We start from the raw sequence: 18,439 nt of genomic DNA, 5'->3' as shown, positions 1-18,439 counted from the left end.
ATAACTCCTGTTGAGCAGAACATCGGGGGACCAGAAGCCGGAAGCGGTAAGACGCCCGAAGCGGGCAACCAGTCCGCGCTTGCGGTCCTGTCCAAAAGAGCAACGTCAGAAAGCCGGGGGGCGTTCCCGTGGTCTCACGACATTCGCGCAGAAGCGGCAATCCGACCGGTATCGATCCAATTTTTTCTTTCTGCCCCGAATGGCGAGCCTCCACCTGTTGCCTCTCATAAGCATGGCCAATCAGCGACCAAGGTCAACCCCCAATGCGTGCAGGGGCGATGCCCCTGGCCGGTGAGACGAGCCTGAAGCCATTGGCGCACAAGGCCTTTTCGGCCGGCAAGCCGACCGAAGAAATCGCCTCGAAATTGTCACAATGGTCCAATTGCGACACCGGAGAGGTCGCCCGATCACCGTGTTCAGGCCGCCTGCGCGCCGATCGGCCGGGCCTTGCCGCCGCTCCCCGGACCGATGCCGGAGATCGCCTGGACGAGGTTGTCCTCATTGACCTCGGCGGCGGTGAACTGCCGGGTGATCCGCCCCTGATACATGGCGATGATGCGGTCGGAGACATGCAGCACCTCGGGCATCTCCGAGGAAATGACCATGACCGCGTAGCCCGACCGCGCCAGTTCGCGCAGCAGATTGTGGATCTCGGCCTTCGAGCCGACATCGATGCCGCGCGTGGGCTCGTCGACAATCAGCACGCGCGGCTTCATGGCAAGCCATTTGCCGATGACGATCTTCTGCTGGTTGCCGCCGGACAGGAACTGGACGAGCTGGCGCCAGCTCGGCGCCTTGATGTCGAGCTGGTCGCGATACATGTCGTAGATCGCGATCTCGCCGCCATTGGAGACGAACGGGCCGGCCGTCAGATCGTCGATCTGCGGCAGCGTCATGTTGTCACGGCAGTTCATGGACAAGACCAGGCCCTGTTCCTTGCGGCTTTCGGGCACCAGCGAAATGCCCTGCCGGATGGCCTCGACCGAGGAGTCGATGCGTGCCTCGCTGCCGCCGAGCACGATGCGGCCGGCAGTGGGCCTGCGCAGGCCGAACAGGGTTTCGGCGAGCTCGGTTCGGCCGGCGCCGACCAGACCGTAAAAGCCCAGCACCTCGCCGGCGCGCAGTTCGAAACCGATGTCGTCGAACAGCCTGCCGCAGGACAGGCCCTCGACGGCGAGCGCGACATCGCCGACGTCGGGGGCCTCGCGGTTGCGCTCATAGCTCAGGCTGCGCCCGATCATCAGGCGCGTGACCTCGTCCTCGTCGGTTTCGGCGGTCTCGAGCGTGCCACGATGGGTCCCGTCGCGCAGCACGGAGATGCGGTTGGAAATGGTGAAGATCTCCTCCATGCGGTGGGAGATGTAGACGATGCCGACGCCGTCCCTTTGCAGGTCGCGGATGATGTCGAACAGGACGACCTTTTCCTGGTCGGTGAGCGAGGCGGTGGGCTCGTCGAAGACGACGATCCGGGCCTGGTGCGTGAGCGCGCGGGCGATCTCGACCATCTGCTTCTTGGCGATCGACAGCGTGTCGATGCGCGTGCGCGGGCCGAAATCGCAATTGAGCTTGTCGAGGATGGTGGCGACGCGCTCGTGCAGCGATTTCCAGTCGACAAAGCCCCAGCGCCGGCGCGGCAACTCGCCCAGGAAGATGTTCTCGGCCACACTCATCTCTTCGGCCAGCGACAGCTCCTGGTGGATGAGGATGACGCCGTTGTGCTTGGCCTCGATCGGGTTGCGCATGACGACAGGCCTGCCGCTGACGACGATCTGTCCGGCATCGGGCTGGTACATGCCGGCGAGCACCTTCATCAGCGTCGACTTGCCGGCGCCGTTCTCGCCAAGCAGCGCGTGCACCTCGCCGGCGCGGACCTCAAAGCTGACGCCGTCGAGCGCGCGCACGCCGGGAAAGGTCTTGACGATGCCCTCAAGGCGAAGTGTCGGTTCGCTTTCGGTCACAGGCGCAACTCCTCTTCGCCCTTGCGGTTGAGCTGCTTGTCCAGGAAAAGCACCGCGATCAGGATCGTGCCCAGGATGACCAGCACGTAGAAGGCCGGCACCTGCATCAGGTTCATGCCGTTGCGCAGGATGCCGATGGCGAGCACGCCGCCCAGCGTGCCGATGATGTTGCCGGCCCCGCCGGTCAGCTTGGTGCCGCCAAGGACCACGGCGGTGATCACCCACAATTCGTAGTCGCGGCCAAGATTGGGCGTGGAAGCGCCCATTTGCGTGGACAGGGTGATGCCGGCGAGCGCGGCGAAGAAGCCGACGATCATGAAGTTGACGACCATGTGCGGGCCGACCCGAATGCCGGCATTGACCGCCGCCTCGCGATTGCCGCCGACTGCGTAGGTGTTGCGGCCGTGGACGGTCTGCGACAGCAGCAGATGGATGGCGATGGCGCAGACGATGAAGATGACCGCGAGCGTGGGCAGCGGACCGATGGAGCTGGCGCCGAAATCGGAATAGGCGAAGTTCATGGCGTAGAAGGACTGCTCCTCGGTGTAGACGAAGACCAGGCCGCGCACGCCGAGCATGGCGCCCAGGGTGACGATGAAGGCGTCGACGCCCGTCTTCCATACGATGATGCCGTTGAGCGCGCCGATGGCGACACCGGCCGCAAGGCCGGCCAGGACCGCCGGCAGGAGCTGCCAGTTGCCCCAGTCGGCGAAGACCGGCCAGCCCATGATGTCGACGGTCAGACTGGCGGCAAGGGCGAGCGTGGCGCCGACAGACAGGTCGATATTGCCATTGATCATGACCAGCGTCATGCCGAGCGCGATCAGGCCGATCGTCGAGGTCTGCACCAGCACGTTCTGCAGGTTCTGAACGTCGAAGAAGTGCGCGGTGGCGAAGGAAAAGAAGATGAAGACCACCGCCACGAAGCCCCAGATGGGATGGCGCAGCAGCCATCGGAACGCGCCGGAAAGGCGTGGTGCGGTCGGTGTCGACAGAACTTGGGCCATGGCCGGCTCCCTTACGCGATCGGCGAGAACAGCCGGCCGCGCTTGGCGGCGACGTCCAGCCAGACGGCGAGGATGATGACGATCCAGGTGACGATCCACTGGGCGAAATAGGGAAAGCCGAGCAGCAGCAGCCCGTTCTGGATGAAGCCCAGGATCAGCACGCCGATGACGGTCTTCCAGATCGTACCCGAACCGCCCAGAAGCGAGGTGCCGCCCAGGATGACGGCCGACAGCACGAGCAGTTCATAGCCCTGGCCGACATTGTTCTGCGAGCCCATGACGCGGCTGCCGAGTATGATTGCGGCGATGCCCACGCAGAAGGCCGAGACCAGATAGGTCGAAAACACGACCCGGTTGCGCCGGATCCCCGAGAAGACCGCGGCGGTGGGATTGCCGCCGACGGCGTAGATGCGCCTGCCATAGGGCGTATAGGCAATGACCAGATGCATGATCGCCGCGAGCCCCAGGAAGATGACGATGGGCGTTGCCATGCCCAGCACCTCGCCGCGGCCGAAGATGGCGAACCAGGTGGTTTCCTGATCGGCGATGTCGACATTCTTGCCGCCCGAATAGATCAGCGTGACGCCCTGGATCGCCGACAGCATGCCGAGCGTGACGATGAGCGAGTTCAGGCGCAGGAAGCCGACGAGAAATCCGTTGATCGCTCCGATGCACAGCGTTGCCACCAGCATCACGCCGATGGCGGGCGCGGCGCCGAGCTTGTCGTGCAGATCGACCACCAGCACCGTGGCGAAGGACAGCATCGAGCCGACCGAAAGGTCGAGATTGCCGCTGAGGACGACAACCGTCACGCCGATCGCCATGACCCCGATGATGGCCGACTGGCGCACCACGGTCATCAGGTTCTCCGGCGTCAGGAAGCGGTCGGAAACGAGCCCGAAGCCGATCATGAACAGGATGAAGGCAATGAGGATGCCCTGACGCGCCAGAACGGTCGTCAGATCCTTGATGCGGTCCGGTGACGTGGTCGATGCCAATGTCTGCCTCCTCCCGGCCCGTGACGGCCCTTGCCCGCCGGCCCGGGCGGCGAACATGACGCTCGATGGTCGTGGCCTTGCGCGCTCCCCAAGGGTTCGGGCGCTACGGGCTTGCGCGGTGCCCCGACGGCCCGCGCCGCGTCTCCTCCCGGCGCGATCGGCTGCCATGCGCCCGCTGGCGCAGGATAGCGGATCGGGCGGCCGTGCCAAGCCGCAGGCGGCGCGGGCGTCAAGCGTCCCGCGCCGCATGGTCGTTGTGCCTCAGAAAACGGGCTTGGAGAACTCTTCCATGTTCTCCTGGGTGATCTTTGGCGTATCGAAGTAGTTGAGGAAAGGCACGTCCTCGCCATTGACGACGGCGATCGCGGTTGCGAGCGCGTTCCTGGCATCGTCGACCGGCGACTGGTAGATCGAACCGTAATACTCGCCGCGGCCCATCGCCTCGTAGCCGACGGCGAAGTTGGTCGCGCCCACGAAGATCATGCCGTCGGCCCGGCCGGCGGCCTTGGCCGCGTTGAGCGCGCCCACGCCCATATTGTCGTCGCCCGAATACACGCCATCGATCTCGTCATACTTGACCAGGAAGGACTCCATGACGCGCTGCGACTTCTCGCGATTCCAGTCGCCGGGCTGGGTCTCCATGATCGTGACGCCGGGGCAGGCCTCGGCGAGGCGATCCTCGAAGCCCTTCTGGCGCTCGATGGCGGTGGTGTAGCCGGGCTGGCCGGAGATCTGCACGATCTGGCCCTCGCCGTCGAGCGCGTCGCACATCAGTTCCGCCGAATAGGCGCCCTGGGTGATGTTGTCGGGTCCGGAAAAGGACTCGATGAACTCGAAGCCCTCCTCGGCGATGTTCGAATTGGTGATGACCACCGGAATGCCGGCCTGATCGGCCTTGCGAACGGCGGGCACGACGGCCTTGCCGTTGGTCGGCCAGATGATGATCGCGTCGACTTCCTGCTGGATCAAGTCCTGGATCTGGGCGATCTGGCGGGCGACGTCGCCGCCGGCGTCGAGCACGATGGCCTCGACGTTCTCATTGGCCTCGGCGGCCTCGATGAAGGCCTTCTCATAGGTGGTCTGGTAGCTGTCGACACCGACATTGTTCTGCGTGATGCCGATGGTGATCGTCTCCGCCTGAGCGGCGCCGGCCAGCATCAGCCCGGCAAGTGCGGTGGTGGCGGCAAGCGTGATGCGCTTGGTCATCTGGTACTCCTCCCGATTTCTCCCAACAAACAATGCTCGCGTCGCGGCCAGCGGACCAGCCGTCAACGGCCACCCGAATCCCGGGTGATCGCCGATCACAGTGCCGAAGGAACCTTCCGGCTGGAGTCCGGAAGATATCCAATCTGAGAATTTTCGTATCGGATATGGATATTTTGCCCGTATGGTCGGTGCGTCATTTTGGACATTTTGCATGGGAGGCGCAAGTGAACAGCCAGCGACCGTCAGAATCGAACGCCCGCGACAGGCGGGCAGACGTGAACGGGGGCGCTGGCCGGCGCGTCCGACACGAGGCCACGCAATCGGGAGGAGCAAGCGCACAGACCATGGCGGTCTCGCCGCGCGACCGGGACGAAGTCCTGCGCACGCTGTCCTTCGTGGAGGACTTTTGCGACGAGCTCGAGCATGCCCTGGAAGTGTCTGCGCCCAATCCGTATTTTCGCATGTCCCTGCATCTCATCCGCAGCCATCTGGAAGCCAAGACGGTGACGCCGACATCGCTGATCGGCGCGTCCGGCGTGCCCTATGCGACCGCCAGCCGGCGGTTGAAGGCGATGGTCGAAGCCGGGCTGATCGAGCAGCGGCCGCGCACGCGCTCGGGCAAGACCTACTCCATGCATCCCAGCGACAAGCTGGTCGACGCCTGGATGCAGTTCACCGCCCGCACGCGCCGGCTCGCCGAGCAGAGCTTCGAATGGGGCGCGCCGCGCGACGAGGCGCGCGACTATTATTTCGGAGCGTCCTATCTGGCGGCGCAGTCGATACCGCCGCTGCAGGTGCTGCCCGAGCCGCTGAAGATCGCCGGCGGCGTGCGCGTTCTTGTCCATGGCGATCCGACCTTCATGGTCATGGACACGCTCAAGCGGCAGTTCGAGCAGGTCATCGGCACGCAGATCAACCAGCGCGCCTTCTCGATCGACCGGCTGCATGCCGAGGCGATCAAGAACGCCGAGCGCAAGACGAGCCGGTACGACATCATCGCCGTCGACCTGCCGTGGGTGGGCGAGTTCGTCGAGCGCGGCATGCTGATGCCGCTCGACCGGGCGCTGGACCCGGCCCGGCTCGACCCGGCCGATTTCCATACGGCGGGCTGGAAGGCGGCGCATTGGGGCGGAAGGGCCTACGGGGTGCCGGCGCAGACGACGCCGGAGCTGTTCTTTTATCGCCGCGACCTGTTCGCCCGGGCCGGGCTCGAGCCGCCGCGACGCACCGCGGACGTGCTCAGGGCGGCCGAGGCGCTGCACGACCCCACGCAGGGGCGCTACGGCATCGCCTGGAACGCGGCCCGGGGCACCGCGCTCGGCCATACCTTCCTGATGACGCTGGCCGATTTCGGCCAGCCGGTGATCGATCTGCCGCGTTCCGCCGGCGGCTTCGACACCGACCGCCTCGCCGAGGGCGGGCATCGGCCGACCATCGACACCGAGGCCGGGCTGGCGGCGGCCGAATATCTGATGGCGCTGCTGAAATACTCGCCGCCCTACATCCTGTCGATGTCGTGGTACGAGCGCGTGCGCCCCTATGCGGCCGGCGAGATCGCCATGGCCTACGGATACACGCTGCTGGCGCCCTATTTCGAGCTCGACCCGGATTCGCCGGCGGCGCGCCAGACCGGCTACCTGCCGCATCCGGCCGGACCGGGTGCCGCACCCGTCGCGCCGGTCGGCGGCTATGTGCTGTGCGTGCCGGCCAATATCGCGCCCGAGCGGCTCGAGGCGGTGGCCGAGGCGCTGATCGTCTTCACGTCGCCCGAGGCGCAAAAGCTCTACATCCAGAACGGCAGCCGCACCAATCCGCGCTATTCGGTCGGCGCCGATCCGGAGGTGCGCGGCTCGTCGCCGATCTTCGAGGCGGTCGACGCCATGTCCTGGCGCGACGAACTGCAGTTCTGGCCGCGCCCGCCGATTCCGCAGATCAACCGGATCATCCAGATCTGCGGCGAGGAATTCCACGACATGCTGCGCGGCATCCAGTCGCCGCGCCAGGCGCTGCGCGCTGCGCAAGGGCGGGCCGAAGAGGCGCTCGAGCAGCCCGGGCATCGATGACACGAGGGAGGAGACGATGGATTCCAATCGCCTGAAGGGAAAGAACATCCTGATCACGGGGGCGGCCCAGGGAATGGGCGCGACCAATGCCGAGCACTTCGCCGAGCAGGGCGCCAATGTGTGCCTGGGCGATATCGATGTCGAGCAGGCCCGGCGCGTCGCCGACGCGATCAACCGGCGCGGCAATGGCGAGGCGATCGCGGTCCGGATGGACGTGACCAGGCGCGAGGACAATGCGGCGGCGGTCGCCGCCACCGTCGAGGCCTTCGGACCGATCAATGTGGGGGTGTTCAACGCCGGGCTGAACAAGCCGCGCTTCTTCATGGATATCGACGAGGACAACTGGGACCACATCATGGACGTCAACACCAAGGGCATGTGGCTGGGCATGCAGGAGACGGCCAGACAGATGATCGCCCAGGGCAGGCAGGACTACCCCTACAAGCTGATCAATGTCGGCTCGATCGCCTCGCGCAAGCCGCTGGTCGACGTCACGGTCTACTGCACTTCCAAATATGGCTGCCTGGCGCTGACCCATTGCGGCGCGGTGGCACTGGCCGAGCACAACATCACCGTCAACGGCTATGCGCCGGGCGTGGTGGTCACCCCGCTGTGGGAGCAACTCGACAAGGACCTCATCGAGATCGGCTTCAAGAAGCGCGAGGGCCAGGCCTACGAGGACATCGTCGCCAACGAGCTGAAGATCAAGCGGGTCTCCTATCCCGACGACGTCAAGGGCACGGCGGCGTTCCTTGCCAGCTCCGACAGCGATTACATGACCGGCCAGATGATCCACATCGACGGCGGCTGGTGCATCCAGTGACGATCGTGCGCATCCGCCAAGGGGCGGCGCGCAATCAGACCCATCGAAACGCGCCCCAGCGCGCGGGGAGGCAAGAATGAACCAGGCCCTGAACCCACGCATCCTGCAACCGACCGACCTCGAGCCGAACTGGCGCTGGGACCGGCATATCCCGGCGCTCGGCCACATGGCCGTCGATTTCGAGAGACGCGTCGATCACGACCGGCTGCGGCGCTATCGGCTCTCCCGCGCAAGGGAGGCGCTCGCCAAGTCCGATTGCGGGGCGCTGCTGCTGTTCGACGTCAACAACATCCGCTACGTGTCGGGCACCAAGATCGGCGAGTGGGAGCGCGACAAGATGTGCCGCTTCGCGCTTCTGGCCGGCGACGGCGAGCCCTATGTTTGGGATTTCGGCTCGGCGGCGGTCCACCACCGCGAATATTGCGACTGGCTCGACCCCGAGCGCTGCCGCGCCGGAGTGGTCGGCATGCGCGGGACGATCCCGCCCGCCTTCGGGCTGATGAAACGCTATGCCGAGGAGATCGCGGACCTTCTCAGGCAGGCCGGGGTCGGCGACATGCCGGTCGGCGTCGACTATGCGGAGACGGCGATGTTCTTCGCCCTGCAGGAGGCCGGAATCACGGTGGTCGACGGCCAGCAGATCATGCTGTCGGCGCGCGAGATCAAGAATATCGACGAGATCCAGCTTCTCAACCAGGCCGCCTCGATGGTCGACGGGGTCTATCACATGATCTCGGAGGAGCTGAAGCCGGGCGTGCGCGAGAACGACATCGTCGCCATGGCCAACAAGATGCTCTACGAGATGGGCTCGGACGATGTGGAGGCGATCAACGCCATCTCCGGCGAGCGCTGCAATCCGCATCCGCACAATTTCACCGACCGCCTGTTCCGGCCCGGCGACCAGGCCTTCTTCGACATATTGCAGAGCTATCAGGGCTATCGCACCTGCTACTATCGCACCTTCAATGTCGGCCGGGCGACGCCGGTGCAGGTGGACGCCTATGTCAAGGCTCGCGAGTGGCTCGATGCGGCCATCGAGGCGATCAAGCCGGGCGTGACCACCGACGCCGTCGCCGCGCTGTGGCCCGCCGCGCCCGATTTCGGCTTTCCCGACGAACTCTCCGCCTTCGGCCTGCAATTCGGCCACGGCCTTGGGCTGGCGCTGCACGAGCGGCCGATCATCTCGCGCGCGGTCAGCCTCGAGAACCCGATGGTGATCGAGACCGGCATGGTGTTCGCACTGGAAACCTACTGCCCGGCCACCGACGGCTATTCCGCCGCGCGTATCGAGGAGGAGGTCGTTGTCACCGACAGGGGCTGCGAGGTGATCAGCCTGTTCCCGGCCGAAGACCTGCCCATCGCCAACCGCTATTGAGGCCGCGCCGCCATGACCGCCGATCCGAAGACCAATCGTCAGGGCTATCTGCGCATGTACCGGCAAATGGTGCGCATCCGGGTGTTCGAGGACAACGCCAACCAGCTCTACCTTGCGGCCAAGATGCCGGGCCTGACCCACATGTATTCGGGACAGGAGGCGGTGGCGGTCGGCATCTGCGAAGCACTGCGCGTCGACGACAAGATCACCTCCACCCATCGCGGCCATGGCCATTGCGTCGCCAAGGGCGCCGAGTTCCGTCCGATGTTCTGCGAACTGCTCGGCAAGGCCGAGGGCTATTGCCGGGGCAAGGGCGGCTCGATGCACATCGCCGATCAGGACAACGGCAATCTGGGCGCCAACGCGATCGTCGGCGGCTCGGCGGGCATCGCCACCGGTGCGGCGCTTTCGGCCAGGCGCGCCGGGCGCGACGATGTCACGGTGTGCTTTTTCGGCGACGGCGCGCTCGGCCAGGGACTGCTCTACGAGGTGATGAACATGGCCGCGCTGTGGCGGCTGCCGGTCATCTATGCGTGCGAGAACAATCTTTATGGCGAGTACACCAGGGTCGAGGAGATGGCGGCCGGCGAACTGACGGCACGGGCCGAAGCCTTCGGCATCGAGGCGCATCGCGTCGACGGCCAGGACGTGCTCGCCGTCAACCGGCTGGCGCAGGATCTCGTCGAACGGGCGCGCAAGGGCGAGGGACCCTTCTTCGTCCAGCTCGATACCTATCGCTATCACGGCCACCATGTCGGCGACATCAATCGCGGCTACTACCGGTCAAAGGACGAGGAAGCGCTGTGGAAGTCCGAGCGCGACCCGATCGCCAATTTCGGCCGCTGGCTGAGCGAGCAGGGCATTGCCGGCGCGGACGACCTTGCCGCCATCGACGCCGAGGAACGCGGGGCGGCCGAGGAAGCGGTCGCCTACGCGGAAGCCGCCGCCTACCCCGATGCGGGCGAGGTCGCCATGCATGTGCATGCGCAAACGCCGGCGCTGCGCGCGCTTTAAGGAGACGATCATGGCCGAGATCACGCTGGCAAAGGCCGTCAACCAGGCCATCGCCGAGGAAATGCGGCGCGACGAGACGATCTTCCTGATCGGCGAGGATGTCGCCGAGGCAGGCACGCCGTTCAAGGTGCTGTCCGGACTGGTCGAGGAGTTCGGGCCCGAACGGATCATCGACACGCCGATCTCCGAGCCGGGTTTCGTCGGCATCGCGGTGGGCGCGGCGATGACCGGATCGCGGCCGATCGTCGATCTGATGTTCGGCGATTTCTTGTTCCTGGTCATGGATCAGCTGTGCAACCAGGCCGCCAAGACCCACTACATGTCCGGCGGCAAGCTCACTGTGCCGATGGTGCTGCGCACCAATCTGGGTGCGACGCGCCGTTCGGCCGCGCAGCATTCGCAGTCCCTGCATACGCTGGTCGCGCACATTCCCGGGCTCAAGGTGGCGCTGCCGTCCTCGGCCTATGAGGCCAAGGGTCTGATGAAGACGGCGATCCGCGACGACAATCCGGTCGTCATTTTCGAAGACAAGCTGATGTACAACGACAAGGCCGAAGTGCCGGACACCGAATATCTGATCGAGTTCGGCCGGGCCGAGATCGTGCGGCCGGGCCGCGACATCACGCTGATCGGCACCTCGTCCATGGTGCAGGTGGCGCTGGGCGCGGCCGAGACGCTGGCGCGCGAGGGCATTTCCGCCGAGGTGATCGACCCGCGCACCATCGTGCCGCTGGACGAAGACACCATCCTTGATTCCGTGCGCAGGACATCCCGCGCGATCGTGATCGACGAAGGCCATCGGAGCTATGGCGTGACCGCCGAAATCGCCAGCCGCATCGGTGAGAAGGCGTTCTACCATCTCGACGCGCCAGTGCAGCGCATGGGCGCGATGGATGTGCCGGTGCCGTTCTCGCCGGCGCTCGAGGATCTGACCGTGCCGACCGCCGAGCAGGTGGCCGAACGGGCGCGGCTGTGCGTTCGCGGCGAGGTGTTCGATGCCGCATGACGTGATCATGCCGGCACTCGGCATGGCCCAGGACACCGGGCTGATCGTCGCCTGGCTCAAGCAGCCGGGCGACGCGGTCAAGGCCGGCGAGGGGCTGATGGAGGTCGAGACCGATAAGGCGACGATGGAGGTCGAAGCGCAGGTCGACGGCTTCCTGTCCGGCGTCGCGGCGGCGGCGGGCGAGCATGTGCCCATCGGGCAAGTGGTCGCGGTGATCGCCGACACCGAGGATGCCGCTGTCACTGTCGAGCCGGCCGCGCCCGAGCCGCAGGTCGAAGACGCCCGGCCCGCCCCGTCGGAACGGGCAGCCCCGGCCGAAACCCCGCGCGAGCCGACGCCGCAGGCCGCGCCGGTCGCAGCGGCCGGCGATGGCCGCATCCTGGCTTCTCCCAAGGCACGGCGGCTGGCGCGCGAGCAGGGGCTCGATCTGGGGCACCTGGCGCGGAGCGGCGCCCGGCCGCCCTACCATGTCGCCGATCTCGAGGTCCTGCGCGCCGTGCCTGCCACCGCGCCGGCAGCGGCCGCCGCAACGCGGATCGAGGCGCAAGCGCCGCGCGCCCAGTTCGATGAACTGCTCGAATTCATCGCCGCCGAGACCGGCGCTGCGGCCGAGCCCGGCCGCGTGTTCGCCGCCTTCGCCGCCGCGGCCCTGCGCGAGGCGACCGGGCGCGAGACCGAACTCCGCGTCGGCATCGAGACGGCCGGCACCACGGCGCCGGCGCGTCTGGTCGACCCGGACCGGATTTCGCTCGCCGCCACCTGTGAGGCAGGACCCGACGGGCCGGCGGACTTGATCGTTCGCGATCTTACCGGAAGCGCGATCACGGCCATGCGCCGGGACGGCGAGAACGCGGTGGTGATCCAGATCGCCGACGCCGGCGCGCACTTGGCGATCGCGCTTGAAGGCGCGCTTGCCGCAACCGAGGCGGTCGCCCTTGTCAATGCGTTCGCCGGTCGGATATCCGAGCCGCTCAGGCACTTGCTCTAGGACACCGGCACCATGGACCATACCGACCTTTACATCGACGGAACCTGGCGGCCGGGCGCGGACGGCCAACGCTTCGACGTGATCAACCCGGCCACCGAGGAGGTGCTGGCATCGGTTGCCTCGGCGGAGATCGCCGATGCCGATGCGGCGCTCGATGCGGCCCAGGCCGCCTTTGCGGACTGGGCCGGACGCCCGCCGCGCGAGCGCGCCGAGGTGCTGCGCAAGGCATTCGAGCTGATGACGGCGCGGCGCGAGGACTTTGCGCGCCTGATCACGCTGGAAAACGGCAAGGCGCGGGCCGACGCCATGGGCGAGGCGGCCTATGCGGCCGAGTTCTTCCGCTGGTTCTCCGAAGAAGCGGTTCGCGCCGACGGGCTGATCACCCACGCGCCCGCCTCGGGCGCTCGCATCATCGTGCAGCACAAGCCTGCGGGCATCGCCGTGCTGGTGACGCCGTGGAACTATCCGGCCGCCATGGGCACGCGCAAGATCGCCCCGGCGCTTGCCGCCGGCTGCCCGGTCATCATCAAGCCGGCCTCGGAAACCCCGCTGACCATGCTGGCACTGATGCCGCTGCTCGAGGAGGCGGGCGTGCCGGCGGGGCTCGTCAACGTGCTGCCCTCGCGGCGTACCGGCGCGCTGGTCGACCATCTGCTGCACGATCCGCGCGTGCGCGTGATCTCGTTCACCGGCTCGACGGGCGTCGGTCGCAAGCTGCTGCACGCCGCCGCCGACCAGGTGCTCAAGCCAGCCATGGAACTGGGCGGCAACGCGCCGCTGATCGTCTTCGAGGACGCCGACATCGACAAGGCGGTCGAGGGCGCCATGCTGGCGAAGATGCGCAATATCGGCGAGGCGTGCACGGCGGCGAACCGCCTTTACGTCCATGACGATGTCGCCGCGGCCTTCACCGAACGCTTCACCGAGAAGATGGCGGCGCTGAAGATGGGCAACGGGCTCGACGCGGGCGTCGATGTCGGCCCGCTGGTCAACGCCGACACGCGCGACAAGGTCGTCGCCTTCGTCGACGACGCGCTTGCAAAGGGCGCGCAGCTCAAGCTCGGCGGTGCGATCCCGAACGGGCCGGGCTTCTTCTACCCGCCCACGGTGATCACCGACGTGCCGGCCCATGCCGATTGCGTGCGCGAGGAAATTTTCGGACCGGTCGCCGCGATCCAGCGGTTTACGGACGAGCAGGACGTGATCGCCCGCGCCAACGACACCGAATACGGGCTGGTGGCCTATGTCTTCTGCGAGGACATGAAACGCGCCATGAAGGTGTGCGAACGGCTCGAATACGGCATGGTCGGTCTCAATCGCGGGCTGGTCTCCGATCCGGCCGCGCCGTTCGGCGGTGTCAAGCAGTCGGGTCTGGGCCGCGAGGGCGGCCATGAGGGCATGCTCGAATTCATGGAAACGCAATACATCTCGGCGGCCTGGTAGCGGCCGGAAAGGACATGCGATGAGCGTCGTGGCCAGCCCCTCGGTCAGGGCCTATGCCGGCAACAAGGGCGTCGACATCGACCATGTGGCCCGCGCCGCAGGCCGCCAGACGCTGGCGCGCGAGGACATCGACAGGCATCTGGGCGATGGAAACGGCGGCGGCGACAAGGGCGAGGCACGGCAGGGCCCGACAGGCTACTGGGCCGTCGACCATGGCGCCCATGGCGCGGTGTCGCAAGAACCGCTGCCGCGCTTTGCAAGGCTTGCTTCGGACAATCTGTCGGCGGCCAACGCGCTGATCCCGCAGGTGACCCATCACGACCGCGCCGACATGCGCGCCGTCGAGGCCTTGCGCGCTTCGCTCAAGACCGAAGCGGCCGAGCGCGGGGTGCGGCTGACCGCTCTTGCCTTCCACGTCAAGGCGCTCGCCCATTGCCTCGGCGCCTTCGGGCGCTTCAACGCCTCGCTGTCGCCCGATGGCGAAACGCTGATACTCAAGCACTACGTTCACATCGGCATCGCCGTGGACACGCCGCATGGACTGATGGTGCCGGTCATTCGCGAGGCCGACCGCAAGGGGCTTTGGCGCATCGCCGCCGAGATCGCCGATCTGGCGGCGCGCGCGCAGGCGCGCAAGATCCGCGCCGAGGAGATGGGCGGCGCATCGATGTCGATCTCCAATCTGGGCGGCATTGGCGGGACGGCCTTCACGCCGATCGTCAATCCGCCCGAGGTCGCCATTTTGGGCATCACCCGCATGCAGACCGTGCCGGTCTGGGACCAGGAGCAATGGCTGCCGGTGCCGATGGCGCCGCTCGACCTGTCCTACGACCACCGCGTCATCAACGGCGCCGATGCGGCGCGTTTTCTGGCGCGCTACGCCAGTCTGCTCGCCGACCCGCGTCGGCTGTTGCTGTGAGGGCGCGGTGATGGCCGGCGACCTGTCCCACTTCGACCTGAGCGGTCGCACGGCGCTCGTCACCGGCTGCCGGCGGGGCATCGGCCGTGCGATCGCGGCGGGCCTTGCGCGGGCCGGGGCCGATGTGGTCGGCGTCAGCGCCAGCCTTGAACCCACCGGCAGCGATGTCGAAGCGGACGTTACCGGACATGGGGGGCGCTTTGCCGGCTATCGGTGCGACTTCGCCGACCGGCAGGCAATCTACCGGCTGGTCGAAACGCTCGATGCGGACGACCACGCCATCGACATTCTGGTCAACAATGCCGGCACGATTCGCCGGGCGCCGGCGGCCGAGCACGCCGATGCGGACTGGGACCATGTGATGGAGGTCAATGCGAGCGCGCCCTTCATCCTTTCGCGCGAAATCGGCCGGCGCATGATCGAGCGCGGCGGCGGCAAGATCGTCTTCGTGGCGTCGATTCTGAGCTTTCAGGGCGGGATCACCGTGCCCGGCTATGCGGCGAGCAAGGGCGCGATCGCGCAGATCGTGCGCGCGCTCGCCAATGAATGGGCGCCGCAAAACGTCAATGTGAACGCCATCGCGCCGGGCTATATCGCCACCGACATCAACACCGGGCTGCAGACGGACCAGGCGCGCAGCGCCGAACTGATGGCGCGCGTGCCGGTCGGGCGCTGGGGCACGGCCGAGGAGATCGCCGACCCGGTGGTGTTCCTTGCAAGCGAGGCGGCCCGGTTCGTGCACGGCGCGATCCTGCCGGTGGACGGCGGCTGGCTGGCGCGCTGACCGCCCCGTTCGCGCGCACCACGCCAGACAGCGCAGCTTGATTCACGTCAAGCCCGAATGACGGCTTGCTTGCTAGCATGCGAGCCGGTCAACGCCGCATCATGTCGTGTGCCGGCGCGCCATGCATGCGTGACGCCGTCGCGCATGACAGGATCATCACTGGAGGAGAAGCACCATGGGAAGCAGGCCTGTTTTCGCGAAAGCGGCCCTGATTGCGGCTGCGTTGACGTTCGGAATGGCCACCTCGGCCGCCGCCTTCACCGCATGCCAGGTCACCGATACCGGCGGCATCGACGACAATTCGTTCAACCAGACCGCCTGGGAAGGCGTCCAGATGGCCCAGGAGCAGCTCGGCATCGACGCTCGCTTTCTGGAGTCGCAGGCGGAAACCGACTACATGCCCAACATCAACTCGCTTCTGGGCGAGTGCGACCTGATCGTCACGGTCGGTTTCCTTCTGGGCGACGCCACGAGGGAAGCGGCCGAAGCCAACCCCGACCAGATGTTCTCGATCGTCGACTTCGCCTACGAGCCGCCGCTTCCGAACGTGGTCGGCCAGGTGTTCGCGACCGATCAGGCCGCGTTTCTCGCCGGCTATCTTGCCGCCGGCATGACCGAGACGGGCATTGTCGGCACTTTCGGCGGCATCAACATCCCGCCGGTGACGATCTTCATGAACGGCTTCGCCCGCGGGGTCGACTTCTACAACGAACAGAAGGACGCGGAGGTGACAGTGCTCGGCTGGGACCCCGAGAGCGAACAGGGCCTGTTCACCAACAATTTCGAGTCGCTCGATGATGGCCGCGCCTTTGCCCAGAACCTTTATGACGAGGGCGCCGACATCGTCCTGCCGGTGGCCGGCCCGGTCGGTCTGGGCTCGGCAACGCTGGCCGACGAACTGGGGACGGACGCGCTCAAGATCATCGGTGTCGACGCCGATCTGTACTTCACCGATCCGGAGCGACAGGATGTGTATCTGACGTCGATCATGAAACGGATGGACGCCACGGTCTTCCAGGTGATCGAAATGGCCATGAATGACGCGTTCGAAGGCGGTGTCATCGTCGGCACGCTCGAGAACGGCGGTGTGAGCCTTGCGCCCTACCACGCCTTCGAGGACGCCGTGCCCGCCGACCTGAAGGCCGAGATCGAGCAGTTGCGCGAAGACATCATCGCCGGCGAGGTCGACGTGACGCAATAGGTGCAGGCCCCTGCCCCGACGGCCGGCCCGACCGCGGCCGGCCGGCTTTACCGGAGTGCGTCATGGACATTGAGCTGCGCGGCATCACCAAGCGCTTCGGATCCGTCGTCGCCAATGACGGCATCGATCTGGATATCCGCGCCGGCGAGGTCCTCGGCCTTCTTGGCGAGAATGGCGCGGGCAAGTCGACGTTGATGAACGTGCTTTCGGGTCTTTATTCTCCCGATGAGGGCGAGATCCGCATCGACGGCAAGCCGGTGGCCTTTGGCGGGCCGGGCGATGCGATCGCCGCCGGCATCGGCATGGTGCATCAGCACTTCATGCTCGTGCCCGTGTTCACCGTCGCCGAGAACGTGATCCTGGGCATCGAGCCGACCCAGAGGCTGGACTATCTCGATCTGAACACGGCACGCCGCCAGGTGCGCGAGATCGGCGACACCTACGGACTGGAAGTCGACCCCGACGCGCTGATCGAAGACCTGCCCGTGGGCATCCAGCAGCGCGTCGAGATCATCAAGGTGCTGTTCCGTTCGGCGGACGTGCTCATCCTGGACGAGCCGACCGCCGTGCTGACCCCGCAGGAAGTCGAGGAATTCTTCGTCATCGTCCGGTCGCTGCGCGATGCGGGAAAGGCGATCGTGTTCATCACCCACAAGCTCGACGAGATCCTTGAGATCGCCGACCGCATCAGCGTGCTGCGTGCGGGCCGCATCACCGGCCACGGCGACCCCAAACAGGTCAACGAGCAGCAGCTTGCCGAGATGATGGTCGGACGCCCGGTCAGCTTCGATGTCGACAAGGCGCCGTTCGCGCCCGGCCAGGTCCTGTTGGAGATACGCGGGCTGACGGTCTATCGCGAAAGCGGAGACCTGATCGTCGACGACGTTTCGCTGGATGTCAGAAGCGGCGAAATCGTCGGCGTTGCCGGCGTGCAGGGCAATGGCCAGTCGCAGCTCGTCGAGGCCGTCACCGGGCTGCGACGCCCCGATGGCGGCACCATCATCTTCGATGGCCGGGACATCACCCGCGCCTCGGTGCGCGACCGCCATGCCATGGGCATGGCGCATATCCCCGAGGACCGCCAGCGCACCGGCATCATCGGCGACTTCACGATCGCCGAGAACATGGCCCTGAACAATTATTACGAGGACCGCTTTGCGGCCGGTCCGGCGATAAGGTGGCCGGCCGTGTTCGAGCAGTCGGCCCGCAACGCGGTCGATTTCGACGTGCGTACGCCCTCCGTGCATGCCAAGGCCTTCCAGCTTTCGGGCGGCAATCAGCAGAAGCTCGTCGTCGCGCGCGAGTTGTCGCGCGACACCAAGGTGCTGGTCGCCGCCCAGCCCACGCGCGGGCTCGACGTGGGGTCCGTGGAGTATATCCACGGCCGCATCGTGCATGCGCGCGACGAAGGCGATGGCGTGCTGATCGTGTCATCGGAACTCGACGAGATCCTGGCCCTGTCCGACCGCATCGTCGTGATGTTCAAGGGCCGCATCGTCGCCGAGTTCGACGCCAGCAAGGGACCGGTCGACCGCAACGCGGTCGGCCTTGCCATGGCCGGCCGGTCGCAGGAGGTCGCAGCCTAATGTTTGAGTCAAGCAGCATTTTTGAAGTTTGTCGCGTAGGGCGTCCGGTTGCTGACGATGGCCCAAAG

The 18,439-nt window shown here is 66.4% G+C and carries 15 protein-coding genes; 11 read left to right on the top strand and 4 right to left on the bottom strand.

Annotation, left to right across the window (positions count from 1 at the left end):
• Window positions 1-416: 416 nt before the first annotated feature.
• From RBB34_RS11690 to RBB34_RS11675, 4 genes are all read right to left on the bottom strand, one after another.
• On the bottom strand, window positions 417-1,958 hold the full coding sequence (locus RBB34_RS11690; protein ID WP_306119407.1) for a sugar ABC transporter ATP-binding protein: 1,542 nt from the start codon (window positions 1,956-1,958) through the stop codon (window positions 417-419).
• Window positions 1,955-2,965 (bottom strand): ABC transporter permease, encoded by a 1,011-nt coding sequence (locus RBB34_RS11685; protein ID WP_306119406.1) that lies wholly within the window; start codon window positions 2,963-2,965, stop codon window positions 1,955-1,957. Before RBB34_RS11685 ends, RBB34_RS11690 begins: the two co-directional genes overlap by 4 nt.
• Window positions 2,966-2,976: 11 nt before the next feature.
• Entirely contained in the window at window positions 2,977-3,963 is a 987-nt protein-coding gene (locus RBB34_RS11680; protein ID WP_306119405.1) for an ABC transporter permease, read from the bottom strand.
• Between the two features lie 261 nt (window positions 3,964-4,224).
• Entirely contained in the window at window positions 4,225-5,169 is a 945-nt protein-coding gene (locus RBB34_RS11675; protein WP_306119404.1) for a sugar ABC transporter substrate-binding protein, read from the bottom strand.
• 344 nt (window positions 5,170-5,513) lie between these two features.
• Here RBB34_RS11675 and RBB34_RS11670 point away from each other — a divergent pair, with 344 nt between their 5' ends.
• The 11 genes from RBB34_RS11670 (at window position 5,514) to RBB34_RS11620 (ending at window position 18,371) form a co-directional block, all read left to right on the top strand.
• Window positions 5,514-7,232, top strand: coding sequence for an extracellular solute-binding protein (locus RBB34_RS11670; protein WP_306119403.1), 1,719 nt, complete (start codon window positions 5,514-5,516; stop codon window positions 7,230-7,232).
• A 16-nt stretch (window positions 7,233-7,248) separates the two neighbouring features.
• On the top strand, window positions 7,249-8,055 hold the full coding sequence (locus RBB34_RS11665; RefSeq protein ID WP_306119402.1) for an SDR family oxidoreductase: 807 nt from the start codon (window positions 7,249-7,251) through the stop codon (window positions 8,053-8,055).
• A gap of 76 nt (window positions 8,056-8,131) precedes the next feature.
• Window positions 8,132-9,430 carry a Xaa-Pro peptidase family protein gene (locus RBB34_RS11660; protein ID WP_306119401.1) on the top strand — a complete coding sequence of 433 codons (1,299 nt, stop codon included), beginning with the start codon at window positions 8,132-8,134 and terminating at the stop codon, window positions 9,428-9,430.
• A 12-nt stretch (window positions 9,431-9,442) separates the two neighbouring features.
• Window positions 9,443-10,444 carry a thiamine pyrophosphate-dependent dehydrogenase E1 component subunit alpha gene (locus RBB34_RS11655; RefSeq protein ID WP_306119400.1) on the top strand — a complete coding sequence of 334 codons (1,002 nt, stop codon included), beginning with the start codon at window positions 9,443-9,445 and terminating at the stop codon, window positions 10,442-10,444.
• 10 nt (window positions 10,445-10,454) lie between these two features.
• Window positions 10,455-11,450, top strand: coding sequence for an alpha-ketoacid dehydrogenase subunit beta (locus RBB34_RS11650; protein ID WP_306119399.1), 996 nt, complete (start codon window positions 10,455-10,457; stop codon window positions 11,448-11,450).
• Entirely contained in the window at window positions 11,440-12,438 is a 999-nt protein-coding gene (locus tag RBB34_RS11645; RefSeq protein ID WP_306119398.1) for a biotin/lipoyl-containing protein, read from the top strand. Before RBB34_RS11650 ends, RBB34_RS11645 begins: the two co-directional genes overlap by 11 nt.
• Before the next feature lie 12 nt (window positions 12,439-12,450).
• Window positions 12,451-13,881, top strand: coding sequence for an NAD-dependent succinate-semialdehyde dehydrogenase (locus RBB34_RS11640; RefSeq protein ID WP_306119397.1), 1,431 nt, complete (start codon window positions 12,451-12,453; stop codon window positions 13,879-13,881).
• 19 nt (window positions 13,882-13,900) lie between these two features.
• Window positions 13,901-14,800, top strand: coding sequence for a 2-oxo acid dehydrogenase subunit E2 (locus RBB34_RS11635; protein WP_306119396.1), 900 nt, complete (start codon window positions 13,901-13,903; stop codon window positions 14,798-14,800).
• Window positions 14,801-14,810: 10 nt separating this feature from the next.
• The gene (locus RBB34_RS11630) at window positions 14,811-15,584 is read left to right on the top strand and encodes an SDR family oxidoreductase (protein WP_306119395.1); all 774 of its coding nucleotides are present in this window, start codon (window positions 14,811-14,813) and stop codon (window positions 15,582-15,584) included.
• A gap of 235 nt (window positions 15,585-15,819) precedes the next feature.
• Window positions 15,820-16,785: a BMP family ABC transporter substrate-binding protein gene (locus tag RBB34_RS11625; RefSeq protein ID WP_306119394.1), complete on the top strand. Its 966-nt coding sequence runs from the start codon at window positions 15,820-15,822 to the stop codon at window positions 16,783-16,785.
• A gap of 62 nt (window positions 16,786-16,847) precedes the next feature.
• The gene (locus RBB34_RS11620; protein ID WP_306119393.1) at window positions 16,848-18,371 is read left to right on the top strand and encodes an ABC transporter ATP-binding protein; all 1,524 of its coding nucleotides are present in this window, start codon (window positions 16,848-16,850) and stop codon (window positions 18,369-18,371) included.
• The last annotated feature ends 68 nt before the right edge of the window (window positions 18,372-18,439 follow it).

The sequence above is a fragment of the Roseitalea sp. MMSF_3546 genome, from assembly GCF_030732865.1.
Lineage (GTDB): Bacteria > Pseudomonadota > Alphaproteobacteria > Rhizobiales > Rhizobiaceae > Roseitalea.
This window is presented reverse-complemented; position numbering and strand designations above follow the sequence as displayed.

Coding starts and splice junctions, on each gene's coding strand:
- RBB34_RS11685 (WP_306119406.1), bottom strand. CDS start 2,965: ATGGCCCAAGTTCTGTCGACACCGACCGCACCACGCCTTTCCGGCGCG.
- RBB34_RS11675 (WP_306119404.1), bottom strand. CDS start 5,169: ATGACCAAGCGCATCACGCTTGCCGCCACCACCGCACTTGCCGGGCTG.
- RBB34_RS11670 (WP_306119403.1), top strand. CDS start 5,514: ATGGCGGTCTCGCCGCGCGACCGGGACGAAGTCCTGCGCACGCTGTCC.
- RBB34_RS11665 (WP_306119402.1), top strand. CDS start 7,249: ATGGATTCCAATCGCCTGAAGGGAAAGAACATCCTGATCACGGGGGCG.
- RBB34_RS11660 (WP_306119401.1), top strand. CDS start 8,132: ATGAACCAGGCCCTGAACCCACGCATCCTGCAACCGACCGACCTCGAG.
- RBB34_RS11655 (WP_306119400.1), top strand. CDS start 9,443: ATGACCGCCGATCCGAAGACCAATCGTCAGGGCTATCTGCGCATGTAC.
- RBB34_RS11650 (WP_306119399.1), top strand. CDS start 10,455: ATGGCCGAGATCACGCTGGCAAAGGCCGTCAACCAGGCCATCGCCGAG.
- RBB34_RS11645 (WP_306119398.1), top strand. CDS start 11,440: ATGCCGCATGACGTGATCATGCCGGCACTCGGCATGGCCCAGGACACC.
- RBB34_RS11640 (WP_306119397.1), top strand. CDS start 12,451: ATGGACCATACCGACCTTTACATCGACGGAACCTGGCGGCCGGGCGCG.
- RBB34_RS11635 (WP_306119396.1), top strand. CDS start 13,901: ATGAGCGTCGTGGCCAGCCCCTCGGTCAGGGCCTATGCCGGCAACAAG.
- RBB34_RS11630 (WP_306119395.1), top strand. CDS start 14,811: ATGGCCGGCGACCTGTCCCACTTCGACCTGAGCGGTCGCACGGCGCTC.
- RBB34_RS11625 (WP_306119394.1), top strand. CDS start 15,820: ATGGCCACCTCGGCCGCCGCCTTCACCGCATGCCAGGTCACCGATACC.
- RBB34_RS11620 (WP_306119393.1), top strand. CDS start 16,848: ATGGACATTGAGCTGCGCGGCATCACCAAGCGCTTCGGATCCGTCGTC.